The sequence below is a fragment of the Mycolicibacterium hippocampi genome, assembly GCF_010723735.1.
GTDB classification, from domain to species: Bacteria; Actinomycetota; Actinomycetes; order Mycobacteriales; family Mycobacteriaceae; genus Mycobacterium; species Mycobacterium hippocampi.
Map to the genome: position 1 here is coordinate 1212645 of NZ_BLLB01000002.1, position 13925 is coordinate 1226569.

Here is a 13925-nt window from a genome sequence, read left to right on the forward strand (position 1 = left end):
CCCAGTCCACTGTCACTGTGGCAATCCGGTGGCGACGCGCGGAGCGTCCTTGGCGGGGGCGTCGAGCACCATCGCGGCCACCTGCGCCCGGTGCTGCTCGGCGGTGCCAAGCAGTGCAGCGTCGGCGTAGGCCCGCTTGTAGTACAGGTGCGCCTGGTGCTCCCAGGTGAAGCCGATCCCGCCGTGCACCTGGATCGTGTCGGTCGCCATCCGGACGAGCGCTGCCGAACAGGTGGCCTGCGCGATGCTGGCCGCCAACGCCGGATCGTCGGAGCCGTCGGTCAGCGCCCAGACTGCGTGGTACGCCGTCGATCTGGCGTGCTCGAGCGCGACGAGATCATCCGCCAGACGGTGCTTGACCGCCTGGAAAGATCCGATCGGCCTGCCGAACTGGAGCCGGTTCTTCGCGTAGTCGACGGAGAGGTCGAGCAGATGCTGTGCCGCGCCCACCTGTTCGACGGCCAGCAACGCCGCACCGACGTGCAGCGCTTGGGTGATCACCCGGTCGGCCTCGTCGGGACCGGCGATGAGCCGGCCCGTTGCTTCGCGCAGTTCCACGGTGGCCTGGGGCCGGGTCAGATCCAACGTGGACAATGAGATGCGTTGCACCCCAGGTTGGTCCGCATCCACGACGTACAAACCCACACCGTCGGGGCCGGTCGCCGCCACCAGCAGGTGGTCGGCCGCGCCGGCGTCGACGACCCGGCTCACGGTGCCGGTCAGGGCCCAGGAGCCGTCGGCCTGCACGGCGTCGACGGTGACGGCCGCGCCGTCGAATTCGCCGGCCACGTCACCGACGGCCAGCGCCGCGGTGCGAGCGCCGTCGACCAGCGGTGCCAACAGATCAACGTCCGCAGAGGCCGCGACCAGAGCCGGAATCGCGAGATACACCGTGCCGAACAGCGGCCCGCACGCCAGGGCGGCGCCCAGCTCCTCGACCGCGACCGCCTGGTCGACCAGCGTGCCACCGGCACCGCCCGCCGACTCGGGCACCGCCAACCCCAGCACGCCCAGCTCGGATCCCAGCCGCTTCCACACCTTCGGGTCGAACGGCGGATCGGCCGTCATCGAGGCGCGCACCGACGCCTCATCGAGGTACTCGGCACAGAACGAGCGCACCCCTGCGCGCAACTGGTTCTGCTCGTCGGTGAACGTGAACTCCTCCTCAGCTGCCCTGTCGGGCTGATCCGCAAGCTCCTCAGCCACGCGGGATCTCCTTCCACGCCATTCCCGCATCCGCCCGCAGGTCCCCTGGCAGGCCCAACACCCGCTCAGCGAGGATGTTCCGCATCACCTCGGAGGTGCCGCCCTCGATGGTGTTCGCGCGGCTGCGCAGAAATCGCTGCTGGATCGGGCCGCGCCAGTCGTCGACGTCGCCGTCGCTGCCCGGCGTCCCGTAACTGTCGTACAGGATCCCCTCCGGCCCCAGCAGGTCCATGCAGAACTCGTAGATGTGCTGGTTGAGTTCGGCGCCGACGAGCTTGCCGATCGACCCCTCCGGCCCGGGGCCGCCGACGGTCGCGCTCGCCCTGGACCGCTCCGAGGTCAGCCGCTGCGCTTCGGCGCGCAGCCACAGCGAGGTGAGACGGTCCGACAACACCGGGGTGTGCAGGTCGGGCCGTGATGCCCACAGCGCGACGGCGTCGCCGATGGTGCCCGCCCCGCGCCGGCTGCCGCTGGCACCCAACGCGCTGCGCTCGTTCATCAACGTGGTCATGGCCACCCGCCAGCCGTCCCCGACCGCGCCCAGCCGGTGTGTGTCGGGGATCCGCGCATCGGTGATGTAGACCTCGTTGAACTCCGCGTGTCCGGTCAGCTGCCGCAGCGGACGCGTCTCGACGCCGTCCGCGTGCATGTCGAGGACGAAGTAGGTCAGGCCACGATGTTTGGCGACGTTCGGATCGGTGCGGGCCAGCAGCAGCCCCCACCGCGCCCGATGTGCCAGGCTGGTCCACACCTTCTGCCCGTTGACGATCCAATTCTCCCCGTCCCGAACCGCCGACGTCGCCAGCCCCGCGAGGTCGGACCCCGCGCCCGGCTCGGAGAACAGCTGACACCAGATGTCCTCGGTGGTCGCCAGCGGCCGCAACAGTTGCCTGCGGACCTCGTCGGTCTGGGCGTGCTCACGCACCGTCGGGGCGGCCATGCCGTAACCCATCGGGTTGAGCGACAACGGCACCGGTCCCCCGGCGCTCTGCAAGATGCGGTCGGCTACCGCCTGAAGTCCACGGGAGACACCGAGGCCGCCGAATCCTTCGGGAAAGTGCACCCATGACAGTCCCGCGTCGAAGCAGGCGCCGAGAAACTGTGGAATGGGCACCGAGCGCGGATCGTGTTCCGCCACCACCCGGTGCGCGGACTCGGTCACCCGGTCGGCGTCGTCAGGGCTCATATGAGCACAGTAGAGCGTGACGAGTCAGCCGAGGGGCAACTCGGTGGTCTCGGGCGATCGATCAGTGCGCCGTCAGCGCGAGGCGCTCCGCATCTGACTTGTGACGTGAATGGAGGAGGTACCGGAGCCAGCGAACATCAATGAGCACAATGATCCTTTACGCGGTCTTTGTGAGAAGTGGGAGTAGTTGGCGCCGCGCCACCATGGCATCGGCGAAGTGGTTGAGCGCTTCCGGAACAGAACCGGCCGCGTCGAACTCGATGTCGCACTCACGCAGTGCCTGCTCGACCGAGCGGCTGGCGACCAGCGACCACTCGACGCCGGCGGCGGCGCAGACGTCGTCGATCGTGAACAGCAGTGAAATGGCTTCCCGACTAACGGAAGTGACGCCGCTGAGATCCAGGACGAAGGGCTTCTCCGCGAGGATGAAGCGACGGGTGTAGCGGGTGGCGCGCTCGGTGTTGAGGTCATCGAGGCGACCCCTGATGGTCACCACCGTCGCCAGCTGTCGGCAGTGCGCCCGGATGTCGGCGCCATTGCAGTCGAACGTCGGATTGCCGTACATTTCAGCCTCCCTCGATCGTGTGCTGACATCAGCCGCCAGTGGGCGTTACAACAATGAAGGTAGTGAGCCAATCTAAGGCGGCGGGGAGTAACTACTAATACTTCGCTAAGAACTGGTTTCGCCCGAGTCAGCAAACCCGTCGGTAACTTGGCGTCAACCTCTGCGCTGCTGCTGGGAACCGGTATAACCCGCCCACGGGTTGTAATCGGCCAGTAGTGCCTCCTGCGGGGGCCTCACGCCCTCGGCAACGTGCTCGAGATTTATCCGGATGCGATACCAGATCGAACTCGGTCCGCGCATGCCGTCGACGAGAACATCCGTGGGTTCCAGCTTCTCGGCGGCGTCCGGATACTTGTCGCGCCACTGTTGCAGCGCGGCCACCGCCTCGTCTCTGGTCTTCGTGCGGGCGATCTCGATCAACGGTTTGGCCGATTGCCGGCGACCGTCGGCAGATCGGCGGGCACCCTTCGGCGCCTTCTCGGCCGGCCCGAGCCGGTCGGCGAGGTCGAGGAGCGACTCCAGGCCACCTGCCGCGTCGTCCATTCCCTCCCACGGGTCGCCGAGCCGTTCGAAGCGCTGCGGCACCGTGGCGACGGTGAAGGCCTCGGGTCGACAGTGGGCGACCTCATCCCAGAACAGCGGCGTCGACACCCGGGCGTCCGGCGTGGCACGCACCGAGTACGCGGACGCCACCGTGCGGTCCTTGGCGTTCTGGTTGAAGTCGACAAAAACCCCGTGGCGCTCTTCCTTCCACCAGCGCGCGGTGGCAGATTCCGGTGCTCGGCGCTCCACCTCGCGGGCCACCGCCTCGGCGGCCAACCGCACGAACTTGAACGGCCAGCGCCGGTGGATGCGCGCGTAGATGTGGAAGCCCCGCGAGCCCGAGGTCTTGGGCCAGGCCACCAGCCCGTGCTCCTCGAGAACCTCGCGGGCGACGAAGGCCACGTCGAGGATCTGCCGCCAGCCCACCCCGGGCATCGGGTCGAGGTCGACGCGCAGTTCGTCGGGATGGTCGAGATCGTCAGAGCGCACCGGGTGCGGGTTGAGGTCGACGCAGCCGAGGTTCACCGCCCAGACCAGTCCCGCCGCGTCGTGCACCACGGCTTCCTTGGCCGAGGTCCCCGACGCGTACTTCAGCTCGGCGACGTCGACGAAGTCGGGTCGCTTCTCCGGGGCGCGCTTCTGGAAGACCGCCTCCTGTTCGATGCCCTTGACGAAGCGTTTGAGGATCATCGGACGGTCCTGAACGCCGCGCAGGGCGCCGTCGGCCACCGCGGTGTAGTAGTGCATCAGGTCCAGTTTGGTGAGCCCGAGATCGCCGAACACCACCTTGTCGGGATGGGTGATGGGCACCTGCTGTCCACCGATGTCCAGATACCGGGGACCAGGCATCGTCTCATCGTAGAATCCGGCCGATCCGCGAGCGCGGTCACATAAAGTTGTGCCATGTCCAAGCTCAGTGATCTTCCGGTGCAGGCGCTCGCCCAGGTCCAGCAGTCCGTCGGCAAGTATCTCGAGCGGGGCTCGGCGGAGCTGCACTACGCACGCAAGATGTTCGAGGCGGGTGCGCTGAAACTGGAGGCACCGCAGGACATCGCCGCGCTGGTCGGTGACATCCGCCGATGGGGCGAGTTCGGGATGATCCCGGCACTCAACGCCCGCCGCCACCCGCACCGGGTTGCGGTGATCGACGACTTCGGCGAGATGACGTTCTCCGAACTCGACAACGCCGCCAACGCCGTCGCCAACGGTCTGATCGCCAAGGGGGTCCGCGGTGGCGACGGGGTGGCGATCCTGGCCCGTAACCACCGGTGGTTCCTCGTTTCGGTGTACGGCGCCGCGAAGGTCGGCGCCCGCATCATCCTGCTCAACAGTGAGTTCTCCGGCCCGCAGATCAAGGAGGTCTCCGAGCGGGAGGGCGGCAAGATCGTCATCTACGACGACGAGTACACCGCCGCCGTCTCACAGTCCGAACCCGAACTCGGCAAGCTGCGCGCCCTCGGGGTCAACCCGGACAAGGACGAGCCGTCGGGCAGCACCGATGACACCCTCGAGGAGTTGATCGCCCGCACCAGCACCGCGCCGCCGCCCAAGGCCGCCAAGCACTCGTCGATCATCATCCTGACCAGCGGCACCACCGGCACCCCCAAGGGCGCCAACCGCAGCGCGCCGCCGTCGCTGGCGCCGATCGGCGGGGTGCTGTCTGCGGTGCCGTTCAAGGCCAAGGAGGTGACGTCGCTGCCGGCGCCGATGTTCCATGCGCTGGGCTTCCTGCACGCGACGATCGCGATGATGCTGGGCTCGACGCTGGTGCTGCGCCGGAGGTTCAAACCGGCCACCGTGCTCGCCGACATCGAGAAGCACAAGGCCACCGCGATCGTGGTGGTCCCGGTGATGCTGTCCCGGATGCTCGACGAGCTCGAGAAGACCGCACCCAAGCCTGACCTGTCGTCGTTGCGCATCGTGTTCGTCTCCGGCTCACAGCTCGGCGCCGAACTCGCCACCCGCGCGCTGAAGGACCTCGGCCCGGTGATCTACAACCTCTACGGATCCACCGAGGTCGCATACGCGAGCATCGCACGGCCCCAAGATCTTTCGATCAACCCGGCGACGGTCGGGCCGGTGGTCAAGGGGATGAAGGTCAAGATCCTCGACGACAACGGCAACGAGGTGCCGCGGGGTGAGGTCGGCAGGATCTTCGTGGGCAACTTCTTCCCGTTCCAGGGCTACACCGGCGGCGGCGGGAAGCAGATCATCGACGGGCTGCTGTCGTCGGGTGACGTCGGCTACTTCGACGACAACGACCTGCTCTACGTCAGCGGTCGCGACGACGAGATGATCGTCTCCGGTGGTGAGAACGTCTTCCCCGCCGAGATCGAGGACCTGGTCAGCGGCCATCCCGAGGTGGTCGAGGCCACCGCGCTCGGCGTCGAGGACAAGGAGTGGGGCGCCCGGTTGCGCTGCTTCGTGGTCAAGGTCGAGGGCGCGTCGATCGACGAGGACGCGATCAAGACCTACGTGCGGGAGAATCTGGCCCGATACAAGGTTCCGCGCGAGGTGGTCTTCATCGATCAGCTGCCGCGAAACCCCACCGGCAAGATCCTCAAGCGCGAACTGCGCGACATGGAGGTCGAGTAGTCGCTACTCGACCCCGCTGACCATGTACGCCGAGCCGGGGATCGCCAGGGCCACCAGCATCAGCAGCAGCAGAAACCAGCCGACGCCCTGCCAGGCGGTCCAGCCGCCGCCGCCCTTCCACTCGCGGTAGGTCCGGACGAGCGCGCCGACGCCCCCGAGGAACAGTAACGTCGGAACCAGTGCCGCGGCGAACACCGAATCACGGGCACCGAATGCATAAAACGCCAGCGCAACACCCGCAAGGGCGATGACGGCGGTCCCGTAGAGGACCGCCGGTCGCAGGGCACCCGGCCGGTCGAAGCGCTTCTCGACGAAATCCCGATCGCTGGTCATCATGAACGGGTTCCCCGCTTGGTCGGCGGGAAACACCGTCCTACGGATCGCGGGGCAGCCCGAGCAGTCGCTCGGCGATGATGTTCAGCTGCACCTCGGAGGTGCCGCCGTAGATCGTGGTGGCCCGGCCCGCAAGCAGGTACTCGGCCCATTTCCCGGACGCCTCACCCTGATCACCGATCGCTGCGTCGGTGCCGAACGAGGACACCCCGAACTCGGCGTAACCCTGGCCGGTCTTCATCGACAGCAGCTTGGAGATCGCGGCCGCCGGCATCGGATCGCCGCCGGCCAGTGTGAGCAGCGTCGATCGCATGTTGAGCAGCTTCGCGGCATGCCCCTCGGCGATCAGCCTGCCTGCCTCGTTCTGCTCGATCTGGTCGAAGTGGCCGTCGCGCACGAACTCGACAAACTGGTCGAGGCTCGCCAGGAACGGTGGCTCGCTGCTGCCGATCGAGACGCGCTCGTTGGTCAGCGTGTTGCGGCTGACCTCCCAGCCGCGGTTCACCTCGCCCAGCACCATGTCGTCGGGCACGAACACGTCGTCGATGAACACGGTGTTGAACATCGCGTTGCCGGTCAGCTCCCGCAGCGGCTTGACCTCGACGCCCTCGGCCTTCATGTCGAGCAGGAAGTACGTGATGCCCTGATGCTTGGGCGCCGACGGGTCGGTGCGGGCCAGCAGCGCGCCCCACTGTGAGTACTGCGCGCCGGTGGTCCAGATCTTCTGGCCGGTGATGCGCCACCCGCCGTCGACCTTGGTGGCCTTGGTGGTCAGGCTGGCCAGGTCCGACCCCGCCCCGGGCTCGGAGAACAGCTGGCACCAGATCATCTCGCCGCGGAACGTCGGCGGCAGGAACTGCTGCTGCTGGTCGTGGGTGCCGTACGCGACGATCGACGGGATGATCCACGCGGCGATGCCCATCTGGGGCCGCTTGACCCGGCCGGTGGAGAACTCCTGGGCGATGATGATCTGCTCGACGGGGTTTGCGGCCCGGCCCCACGGCTTGGGCAGGTGCGGCTGCACCCAGCCGCCCTCGGCGATCGCGGTGTTGCGTTCTTCCTTCGGAATCGCCTTGAGTGCAGCGACTTCCGCGCGGATCTCCTCGCGCAGCTTCTGGGTGTCCGGGTCCAGGTCGATGTCGATGGACCGCATGCCCGTCGTGGTGGCGGTGTCGACCACCTGCTGCGGGTAGTCGGCGTGCCGGCCGAAGCTGGCCGCGAGCACGATCGCGCGCCGGTAGTAGACGTTGGTGTCGTGCTCCCAGGTGAAGCCGATGCCGCCGTGCACCTGGATGCAGTCCTGCGCGCAGTGCTGGGCGGCGACCGGTGCCAGCGTCGCTGCCACTGCCGCGGCGAATTCGTAGCAGGCCTCGGCATTTCCGCCGGTGAACTCGTCGATCGCCCGCGCCGCGTCCCACACCGCGCTGGTGGCGCGCTCGGTCTCGGCGATCATCCCCGCGCACTTGTGCTTGATGGCCTGGAACTGTCCGATCGGCCTGCCGAACTGCTCGCGGATCTTGGCGTACTCCGACGCCTCGTCGGTCGCCCACCGGGCGACGCCGACACACTCGGCGGACAGCAGCGTCGACATCAGTGCGCGGGCCAGGGTGCGGCTGAGGTTGGACAGCACCCGGTCGTCGGACACCTCGACGGCGTTGGCGCGCACGTGCGCGATCGGACGCAACGGGTCGACGCCGGCGACGGGCTCGATCTCGAGCTGGTCGGCGTCGAGAACCACCCATTCCTCGCCCGACTCGATCGCCACCGGCAGCACCAGCACCGAAGCCTGTGCGGCCGCGGGCACCGCGCGCACCTCACCGCGGATGACCAGCCCGTCGCCGTGGCGGGTGGCGGTCAACCCCGAGTCGATCGCGTAGGCGGCGATGACGTCCCCGGACGCCAGGTCGTTGAGCACCGCTGCGTCGGGATCGTGCGCGGCGATCAGCGCGCTGGCGATGGCCGACGGCACGAACGGGCCGGGTACTGCTCCGTAGCCGAACTCGGCGACGACGATCGCCAACTCGAGGATGCCGAATCCCTGTCCGCCGACCGATTCGGCGAGGTGAACCCCGGTCAGTCCCTGCTCGGCAGCGGCCTTCCAGTAGGGCGGCGGGTTCGCGATCGGCGTCTCGAGAGCTTCGTGAAGCACCTCGGACGGCGCGACCCGCGCCACCAGGGACCGGACCGAATCGGCCAGGTCGTTGTGCTCTTCGTTGATCGCGATGGGCATAGCTGCTGCACCTGTTCTTCACATCGTCGTGACTGGTCCCAACCGGTTGGTTGGGACCGAGACTACCCGCCCACCTGGTTCACCAGGTTCGCGAGGTCCCGGCCGTCACGAAGTCGTTCACAGTTGTCCACCGCGAACTCCAGGTAGCGGCGCATGGTGTCAGCGGTGTACCAGGTCACGTGAGGGGTCAGCACCACGTTGCCCAGCCCCAGCAGCGGACTGTCCTGCGGCACCGGCTCGGTGGCGAAGACGTCGAGGCCGGCGCCGGCGAGGTGCCCGGTCCGCAGCGCGTCGACGAGCGCGTCCTCGTCCACGATCGGGCCGCGCGAGGTGTTGACGAGCACCGCGCCGGGCTTCATGCGTGCCAGCGCGTCCCGGTCGAGAAGACCTTCGGTGCTCTGTGTCAGCGGCAGATGGAGCGAAACGATGTCGCTGACGCGCAACAGCTCGGTCAGGCTGCGCCATCCCGGGTGCCCGTCGTCGCCGGTACTGGTGTGCACGACGTCGCCGCCCATTGCCTCGATGATGCGCTCGACGCGGGTGGCGATGTTGCCGTAGCCGATCAGCCCGACGGTGCAGCCGCCGACGTCGCGCACCGTCTCGCCGAGGGTCGGGTCCGAGGGCCAACCGGCGCCCGCACGGGTGGCCCTGTCCAGTTCGGGAAGCCGGCGCAACGTGGCCAGCATCAGCAGCACCGCGCCCTCGGCGACCGACGCCGCGTTCGCGCCGGGCATGTTGGCCACCGCGACGCCACGAGCGGTCGCCGTGTCGACGTCGATGGTGTTCACCCCGGCGCCCAGCTTGTGCACCAGCCGCAGTCGTGGTGCTCCGGCGAGATCCTCGCCGGAGAGCGGACGCAGGACGTGCCAGATCACCTCGGCGTCGGGGAGTTCGCGGTGGAACGCGTCGTCGTCATCGTCGGCGCAGAACCGGACGTCGAGCCAATCTGAGTGCGGCTCAAGGAATTCCAGCACCTTGCGGCCGGGGGTGAAGTGGGCCAGGACTCTCACCAGCGGCGCGCGATCCATCCGGCGATGGTATCGGCCTTCTCGCTGCGTGCGCCCGGGGTGGTGAAGTAGTGATCGGTGTCGATGGCGCACTGTGTCTTGTCGTCGCCGCCGAGCGCATCGTGGATTCGCTGGGCGTCGGAGGGATACACGCCGGTGTCCTGGTCGGCGTTGATCACCAGTGCCGGGCAGTCGATGCGGGCCAGGTGCGGCTCGGCCCGGGTCTGCGCGTAGCGCAGGCTCCACATCCCGATCCAGCTGCGCAGCGTGCACGCCGAAGCGATTCCGTGCGTCGACCGGTTGGCCTTGACCGGTACTCCCGCGTAGCACGTGTTGGCGGGTCGCTTCGTCGGTTCGAGGGTGGGATCGACCATCCGCGGATCCGCCCAGGTGCGCATCACCGTGAACGGCCGGTCGGAGAACCCCGCGGCACGCACTCGGAGGAGCTCGGCCTCGGCCCAGTCGGTGATGGCCTCGTTGCGGGTGACCTGGGCGGCCCGGTAGCGCTGCACGAAGTCCGCGTCGTACGGCGGGCCGTTGACCTCGTTGAACAGATCCAGATCGGGTTGCGTTGCGATGGGGTCACTTTCGTCGACCACCGCGGCGTCCATCCACGCGGTCAGCACGTCGGGACGCCCGGGGTGCGCGGCGCTGGCCACGTAACCGTCGGCGGGCGGGAGGTCGTCGAGCCCGGCGGCCGGCCGCATCCCCTCCAGCGGGGTGACGTGCCGGTCGGTGGCGTTGGCCTGGTAGGCGGCCATCAGTGACCCGCCGCCCGAATTCCCCAGCAGAATCACCGTTTCGATGCCCTGGACCTCCCGAAGCCAGCGCACCCCGACACCGATGTCCACCAGCGCGTGGTCGAGAAGGAAGCTGCTCTCGAACCCGCGGAATCTGGTGTTCCAGCCCAGGAAGCCGATGCCACGGGTGGCCATGTGCTCGGCGAGATAGTGCTCGGAGAAGTCGATCTGGTAGTGCGACGCGATCATTGCCACCTTCGGCTTGCGGCCCACGCTGCGGTGGTAGAGGCCCTGGCACGGGTGGCCTCCCGAGCCGGCCTGCCACGCGGTTGTCGAGTCCAGGCCGACGAACTCCCGGGTCACTTCTGATGCTGAGTTACTCATGGTTTCCGTCCTCCCGGTGATAGATCGTCCGGTAGAAGATGTCGGTGAGCGTCTTGATGCAGGCGGCATCGTCGACGTCGGCTGCGTGGGCGCCGGACAACTGTGTGTAGCAGAACTGGTTGAGCATCGACACCAGTGCGACGGCGATCAGACGGGGGTCACTGCCCTGGCAGAAGCCCTGCTGCTGAGCTTGTTTCACCAGTGAGGTGATCAGCCCGATGGGCAGCGAGCAGATCTCGTTCCAGTACTCGGCGAAGTCGTCGCTGATCATCGCCATCTGGGACACGCTGATGATCTCCGCGAGCCGGTTGCGGTAGGTGTCCCAGTGCGCCGCGGCCGCTTGATGGGACCGCTCCCGGTGGCTCAGCCCGGGTTGCGCGGCGGCCATCGAGCGTTCGCGGGCCTCGTCGCGGAACCGCACGGCCCATTCGCGGACCATCGCCTCTTTGGAGTCGTAGTAGTTGTAGAACGACGCCGTGGACCGGCCCGCCTCGCCGGCGATGTCGGCGATCGTGGTCGCCAGGATTCCCTTGCGCGCGACGACCGTGCGGGCGGCAGCATCGATCGCGGCCTGCGTCTGGCGGCCGCGCAGTGTCGGCAGCTGTTCGCGAGGACTGACGCTCACCCGATGCGCTCCCCACGGTCGTTGATGCCGAACTGAATCTGATGTTAGATTCAGTTTCTGCCCGTGGCCAGTACCGTGGAGGTGCGATCGTGATCAAGCCGCACAACGTTGGCGGGAAAGCCAACACCGAATTCGAGCTCGGCGGCATCAACCACGTCGCGTTGGTGTGCTCCGACATGGCCAAGACCGTCGACTTCTACACCAATGTGCTGGGGATGCCCCTGGTCAAGTCGCTGGATCTGCCCGGCGGCATGGGCCAACACTTCTTCTTCGACGCCGGCAACGGCGATTGTGTGGCGTTCTTCTGGTTCGCCGACGCGCCGGACCGGGTGCCCGGCATCTCCTCGCCGGAGGCCATACCCGGTATCGGGGACATCGTCAGCGCGGTGAGCACGATGAACCACCTCGCGTTCCATGTACCCGCGGAGAAGTTCGACGAGTACCGGCAGCGCCTCAAGGCCAAGGGAGTGCGCGTCGGCCCGGTACTCAACCACGACGAGAGTGCAGCGCAGGTCTCGGCGACCCTGCACCCCGGGGTTTACGTGAGGTCGTTCTACTTCCTGGACCCGGACGGCATCACACTCGAGTTCGCCTGCTGGACCAAGGAATTCACCGAAGCGGATGCGGCGGCCACACCGAAGACCGCGGCCGACCGCCGGGTGCCTGCAGCGCACTGAGTCTCCGCCGGAACGGTATTCCAGCAGGCGCGCACTCGAAGTTTCGCTGCTGGAATACCGTTCCGGCGAAGGGGGTCAGTCGCGGTAGAGGGCGGGGTCGCCGAGTTGGTCGATCAGCGCCGCCAGGTGGTCTGTCAGTTGCGCGGGGCTCAGATCGACGGCGCCGGCCAGCCACGCGCTCAGCGTCTGCGCGACGCCGCCCACCACGAAGTGCGAAGCAGCCTTGATCCGGTCGTTGGGCTCGAGTTGCAGCGCGTTGCCGGCGTGCTGGCCCGACAACAACGCGAACAGTGCCCCGGATTCGGCACGCTTGCGCACCACGACCTGGTTGGCCAGGTGTGCGCTGAACAGCAACCGGCCCACCCGGACGTCGTCGGCGATGACACGCACGATGTTGGCGATACCCGCATGGCTCTGCTCCCGTGGCGGCGCGGCCGCCACCGCGGCCTGGGTGGTCGCGGCGATGTCGGCGACCACCCAGTCGAAGATGGCGCCGACGAACACGTCCTTGTCGGCGAAGCTCTCGTAGAAATAGCGCGCGGCCAGGCCGGACTGTGAGCAGATCGCGCGCACCGTCAGGTCGCCGGGGGTGGTCTGGCCGCCCAGCAGGTCCAGCCCTGCTTCCAGCAGCCGACGCCGGCGCTGCGCGATCCGTTGCGTGGCGTCCACGCCGCGGTACGGACGTACCTGGGGCATCTGTCCATATTGACACCCGCCCGGCTTCGGAGCAATATCAGGAAACACTCGTTCGCACAATTGGTGTGCAAGCGGAAAGGAGCCGTCCATGACGGTGGATGAATCGGTGGCAGCGGCTGTGCCGCATGTCGAGCGCGCGGTGGCCGATGCCGCGATCTCCGCCCCGCGCAAGGCCCGATCCCGCCAAGCCGACGACGGCATGTTGGGACTCGGTCTGCTTGCCGGTCCCGCCAACGTCATCATGCAGCTCGCGCGCCCCGGCGTCGGGTACGGCGTGATGGAGAGCCCGGTGGAGAGCGGCCGGGTCGACCGGCACCCGATCAAGCGGGCCCGCACCACGTTCACCTACCTCGCGGTGTCCACAAACGGGACCGACGAGCAGAAGGCGGCGTTCCGCCGCGCCGTCAACGGTGCGCACGCCCAGGTGGTCTCCACCGAGTCGTCTCCGGTGAAGTACAACGCCTTCGACAAGGATCTGCAGCTGTGGGTCGGGGCGTGCCTGTACAAGGGCGTCGTGGACGTGCACCGGCTGTTCGTCGGTGAGATGGACGAACAGACCGCTGATCGGCTCCACCTGCAGGGCCGGGCGCTGGCGACGATGCTCCAGGTGCCCGAGGAGATGTGGCCACCGGACCGGGCCGCGTTCGACAGGTACTGGCAGAAGTCGCTGGACGAGGTGCACATCGACGACGCGATCCGCGACTACCTGTACCCGATCGCCGTGTCCAGGCTGCGGGGTCTGACCCTGCCGGGACCGCTGCGGCGCCGGTCGGAGAAGCTGGCCTTGCTCATCACCACCGGGTTCTTGCCGCAGCGCTTCCGCGACGAGATGCAGCTGCCCTGGGACGCGGCGCGACAGCGCAGGTTCGACCGGTTGATCGCCGTGCTGCGCACCGTCAACAGCGTGTCGCCGAAGTTCGTTCGCCAGTTCCCGTTCAACGTCCTGCTCAAGGACGTCGACCGGCGCATCCGAACCGGCCGCCCACTGGTCTGAGCGTCGGGAGCGGGTGACCCTGCTCACCTCTGATCCGACGCCCGTGCGTCTCGACAGTTTGGTTATGCAATGCTAACTTCAGCAAAAGTTAGCTTAGCCATACATAACCACTCGTAGGGAGATGGCGGGGGACCGGGCGCGGTC

At 67.8% G+C, this 13925-nt stretch carries 13 protein-coding genes; 3 read left to right on the forward strand and 10 right to left on the reverse strand.

Annotation, left to right across the window (positions count from 1 at the left end; all coding sequences use genetic code 11):
* Nucleotides 1-12: 12 nt before the first annotated feature.
* The 4 genes from G6N53_RS06880 to ligD form a co-directional block, all read right to left on the reverse strand.
* Complete coding sequence (locus tag G6N53_RS06880) at nucleotides 13-1206, reverse strand: acyl-CoA dehydrogenase family protein (RefSeq protein ID WP_237166443.1); 1194 nt, start codon at nucleotides 1204-1206, stop codon at nucleotides 13-15.
* A complete protein-coding gene (locus tag G6N53_RS06885; RefSeq protein WP_163887802.1) occupies nucleotides 1199-2392 on the reverse strand; it encodes an acyl-CoA dehydrogenase family protein in 1194 nt (397 codons plus the stop codon). The genes G6N53_RS06880 and G6N53_RS06885 overlap by 8 nt, the downstream gene beginning before the upstream one ends.
* A 157-nt stretch (nucleotides 2393-2549) precedes the next feature.
* Nucleotides 2550-2957, reverse strand: coding sequence for an STAS domain-containing protein (locus G6N53_RS06890; RefSeq protein ID WP_163887803.1), 408 nt, complete (start codon nucleotides 2955-2957; stop codon nucleotides 2550-2552).
* 153 nt (nucleotides 2958-3110) lie between these two features.
* The gene (ligD, locus tag G6N53_RS06895; protein ID WP_163887804.1) at nucleotides 3111-4349 is read right to left on the reverse strand and encodes a non-homologous end-joining DNA ligase; all 1239 of its coding nucleotides are present in this window, start codon (nucleotides 4347-4349) and stop codon (nucleotides 3111-3113) included.
* Nucleotides 4350-4403: 54 nt separating this feature from the next.
* Here ligD and fadD2 point away from each other — a divergent pair, with 54 nt between their 5' ends.
* On the forward strand, nucleotides 4404-6095 hold the full coding sequence (fadD2, locus tag G6N53_RS06900; protein WP_163887805.1) for a long-chain-fatty-acid--CoA ligase FadD2: 1692 nt from the start codon (nucleotides 4404-4406) through the stop codon (nucleotides 6093-6095).
* Nucleotides 6096-6098: 3 nt separating this feature from the next.
* Here the strand turns inward: fadD2 and G6N53_RS06905 are convergent, their stop codons facing one another.
* From G6N53_RS06905 to G6N53_RS06925, 5 genes are all read right to left on the reverse strand, one after another.
* Nucleotides 6099-6431 (reverse strand): hypothetical protein, encoded by a 333-nt coding sequence (locus tag G6N53_RS06905; RefSeq protein ID WP_371870806.1) that lies wholly within the window; start codon nucleotides 6429-6431, stop codon nucleotides 6099-6101.
* Nucleotides 6432-6468: 37 nt separating this feature from the next.
* The gene (locus tag G6N53_RS06910) at nucleotides 6469-8658 is read right to left on the reverse strand and encodes an acyl-CoA dehydrogenase family protein (protein ID WP_163887806.1); all 2190 of its coding nucleotides are present in this window, start codon (nucleotides 8656-8658) and stop codon (nucleotides 6469-6471) included.
* 62 nt (nucleotides 8659-8720) lie between these two features.
* Nucleotides 8721-9686 carry a 2-hydroxyacid dehydrogenase gene (locus tag G6N53_RS06915; RefSeq protein ID WP_205390320.1) on the reverse strand — a complete coding sequence of 322 codons (966 nt, stop codon included), beginning with the start codon at nucleotides 9684-9686 and terminating at the stop codon, nucleotides 8721-8723.
* Nucleotides 9665-10789 carry an alpha/beta hydrolase gene (locus G6N53_RS06920; protein WP_163887807.1) on the reverse strand — a complete coding sequence of 375 codons (1125 nt, stop codon included), beginning with the start codon at nucleotides 10787-10789 and terminating at the stop codon, nucleotides 9665-9667. The genes G6N53_RS06915 and G6N53_RS06920 overlap by 22 nt, the downstream gene beginning before the upstream one ends.
* Nucleotides 10782-11414 carry a TetR/AcrR family transcriptional regulator gene (locus G6N53_RS06925; RefSeq protein ID WP_163887808.1) on the reverse strand — a complete coding sequence of 211 codons (633 nt, stop codon included), beginning with the start codon at nucleotides 11412-11414 and terminating at the stop codon, nucleotides 10782-10784. Before G6N53_RS06925 ends, G6N53_RS06920 begins: the two co-directional genes overlap by 8 nt.
* An 89-nt stretch (nucleotides 11415-11503) precedes the next feature.
* Here G6N53_RS06925 and G6N53_RS06930 point away from each other — a divergent pair, with 89 nt between their 5' ends.
* Nucleotides 11504-12091: a VOC family protein gene (locus tag G6N53_RS06930; protein WP_163887809.1), complete on the forward strand. Its 588-nt coding sequence runs from the start codon at nucleotides 11504-11506 to the stop codon at nucleotides 12089-12091.
* 75 nt (nucleotides 12092-12166) lie between these two features.
* Here G6N53_RS06930 and G6N53_RS06935 read toward each other — a convergent pair whose 3' ends face one another.
* Nucleotides 12167-12787 (reverse strand): TetR/AcrR family transcriptional regulator, encoded by a 621-nt coding sequence (locus G6N53_RS06935; protein WP_163887810.1) that lies wholly within the window; start codon nucleotides 12785-12787, stop codon nucleotides 12167-12169.
* Between the two features lie 88 nt (nucleotides 12788-12875).
* On the opposite strand from G6N53_RS06935, the gene G6N53_RS06940 reads away from it, so the two are divergent.
* The gene (locus tag G6N53_RS06940) at nucleotides 12876-13781 is read left to right on the forward strand and encodes an oxygenase MpaB family protein (RefSeq protein ID WP_163887811.1); all 906 of its coding nucleotides are present in this window, start codon (nucleotides 12876-12878) and stop codon (nucleotides 13779-13781) included.
* Nucleotides 13782-13925 lie beyond the last annotated feature (144 nt).

What these genes read in the sequence shown, in the direction of transcription:
- G6N53_RS06905 (WP_371870806.1), bottom strand. Translation starts at nt 6,431, where the DNA reads ATGATGACCAGCGATCGGGATTTCGTCGAGAAGCGCTTCGACCGGCCG.
- G6N53_RS06910 (WP_163887806.1), bottom strand. Translation starts at nt 8,658, where the DNA reads ATGCCCATCGCGATCAACGAAGAGCACAACGACCTGGCCGATTCGGTC.
- G6N53_RS06885 (WP_163887802.1), bottom strand. Translation starts at nt 2,392, where the DNA reads ATGAGCCCTGACGACGCCGACCGGGTGACCGAGTCCGCGCACCGGGTG.
- G6N53_RS06890 (WP_163887803.1), bottom strand. Translation starts at nt 2,957, where the DNA reads ATGTACGGCAATCCGACGTTCGACTGCAATGGCGCCGACATCCGGGCG.
- G6N53_RS06915 (WP_205390320.1), bottom strand. Translation starts at nt 9,686, where the DNA reads ATGGATCGCGCGCCGCTGGTGAGAGTCCTGGCCCACTTCACCCCCGGC.
- fadD2 (WP_163887805.1), top strand. Translation starts at nt 4,404, where the DNA reads ATGTCCAAGCTCAGTGATCTTCCGGTGCAGGCGCTCGCCCAGGTCCAG.
- G6N53_RS06940 (WP_163887811.1), top strand. Translation starts at nt 12,876, where the DNA reads ATGACGGTGGATGAATCGGTGGCAGCGGCTGTGCCGCATGTCGAGCGC.
- G6N53_RS06935 (WP_163887810.1), bottom strand. Translation starts at nt 12,787, where the DNA reads ATGCCCCAGGTACGTCCGTACCGCGGCGTGGACGCCACGCAACGGATC.
- G6N53_RS06920 (WP_163887807.1), bottom strand. Translation starts at nt 10,789, where the DNA reads ATGAGTAACTCAGCATCAGAAGTGACCCGGGAGTTCGTCGGCCTGGAC.
- ligD (WP_163887804.1), bottom strand. Translation starts at nt 4,349, where the DNA reads ATGCCTGGTCCCCGGTATCTGGACATCGGTGGACAGCAGGTGCCCATC.